Here is a 1,759-nt window from a genome sequence, read left to right as displayed (position 1 = left end):
CATGTGCGGCTCGCAGGTCCGTTGGATCAGCGGCCGCTCGTAGGAGCCGACGACGACCACCGCAAGGTCCGGCGCGACGAGATCGCCATGGCCAACGGGCGAGAAATGGATCCCCTCGCACAAGAGTTCGCCGTCCGACGCTCGGTAGATGCGGGAGCGGGTTAGCCGCCCGTTGCCAACGATCACGGATGGCCACGGTAGGCCGTCGAGGTCGGCTCCGATGGCAAGGAGTTGGTCACCATGCTCATTGAAGGCTATGGGTGCGCCGAAGCCAGTTGTCGCTGTGATCACCCGACCCGCACGAAGATCGATGAGCTGGATCCTGCCCCGCTCGCCTACCCGACTTGTGCCCACGACGGCGGTATTGCCATCCGGTGACACCCCTTCGAGGCGCTCGTTGGCCGTCAAGGTTCCGACGGGGACCGACGAGGCCACGCCCTGCCCCGCACGAAGCACGAGCAGCGTCCCGGCACCGCCCTCGGACGGTCTTGTCAGCAGCGCGGCGGTCATCCCATCGGCCGCGAACGCAATCCCCGCGATCTCTAATCCACCCCTGCGCGGTGTCGCGGCACTCGCCACCACACGCCACGACGGATCGCGTTGGAGCAGATAAACAACACCGGAGACGTGGGCAACCAACGCCGTTGTGCCGTTGGGGCCCACCTCAACCCCAGTGGCCGGCAACCCGTCTCTGTCCCGCCGCGCCTGGCCGGCGATGCCGTCCAACGCGATCCCCAGGTCCGCCTCCTCCACCGCCCAGAGCTGGACTCCGCGACAGTCCAACCCAATTGACCGGTTGTGCCCTTCTGCGCCACCTCCCGCGTGGTCTTGCCGGTGCAAGCACCGCGACCCGTCGAGTCCGCTAGGTATGACCGAACCGGAACGTACGAAAGAGGCTGGTCCGTGCCGGCGCACAACCACAGTGCGTTTTTCATCTGGGAGGAAGCCCGCCCAGTCCTGCGGCCCTGGGCCATCAGACGTCTCCCCCAGCACTGCGGTCGAGCCGGCCAGAGTCTCTCCCGCGTCCACCACATCGATGTTTCCAACGCTAGTGGGCACGGCGAGCAGCTCCGTCCTCGGTGCCCAGGCCAGGCCCAGGGACGTACCAGCCGTCGGCGGTACCCAAGCCCGACACGATCCGTTGGCCCGACTGAAGCACCTGGTATCCGACAGCAGCACCCCTCCGTGGAACACCAGTGACAGTATTCGGCCGCCGGTACTGCGGTAGCGGTTGATCCCAGCGCGTGGGTCGGGGCCGGAGCCTTCTGGCATCACTAGGGCCGTCTCGACCGACCGCACCCCCGCGCTATCCGAGCGGAACATGAGCCTGACGCGGCCTTCGTCGACGCGGAACCGCACCGCGCGCACCGCACTCGATCCGGTCGACCAGGCCGCGATCTGCTTGTTCCCGACGACGTCCAGGAGCCGGAGGGAACCGTCTCCACCACCCACCGCCAGAAAGCGACCGCTGCGGGACCAGGCAAGGGAGGTCGCTGTCGCGCCAAGCTGGAAGGTGACCCGTGGTACGGGTACCGCAAGGACTTGCCGGGCGGCCTCTCGCGCGTCACGGGTGGACGCCTCCTGCAATGCGGCCGCAGCGGCCTCCAGCGCCCCCCGCTCGTCGCCGGCACTTAGGGCCGTCCGAGCCCGAGTGGCCGCCTCGGCCGCGCGGCGTACTCGGCCAGCCTGCGCCGCTCGGTCGCTGGCCTCCCGGGCTTGGAACTGCCGAACCACGACGAGCGTCCCCACCGTCACCGTT

General features: G+C 68.4%; 1 protein-coding gene and 1 pseudogene. Both read right to left on the bottom strand.

The window, feature by feature from the left end:
- Positions 1-753, bottom strand: a 753-nt coding sequence (locus KBX08_RS34290; protein WP_247670470.1) for a major royal jelly family protein, incomplete at its 3' end; no start/stop codon positions are given.
- A 606-nt stretch (positions 754-1,359) separates the two neighbouring features.
- Positions 1,360-1,734: pseudogene (locus tag KBX08_RS34995) on the bottom strand (hypothetical protein); the annotation flags it as partial.
- Between the last annotated feature and the right edge of the window lie 25 nt (positions 1,735-1,759).

Origin of the sequence: Micromonospora sp. H61 (assembly GCF_018070325.1) — a bacterium.
Lineage (GTDB): Bacteria > Actinomycetota > Actinomycetes > Mycobacteriales > Micromonosporaceae > Micromonospora > Micromonospora salmantinae.
The sequence above is the reverse complement of the archived record's forward strand: the minus strand, read 5'-3'. Positions and strand labels throughout refer to the sequence as shown.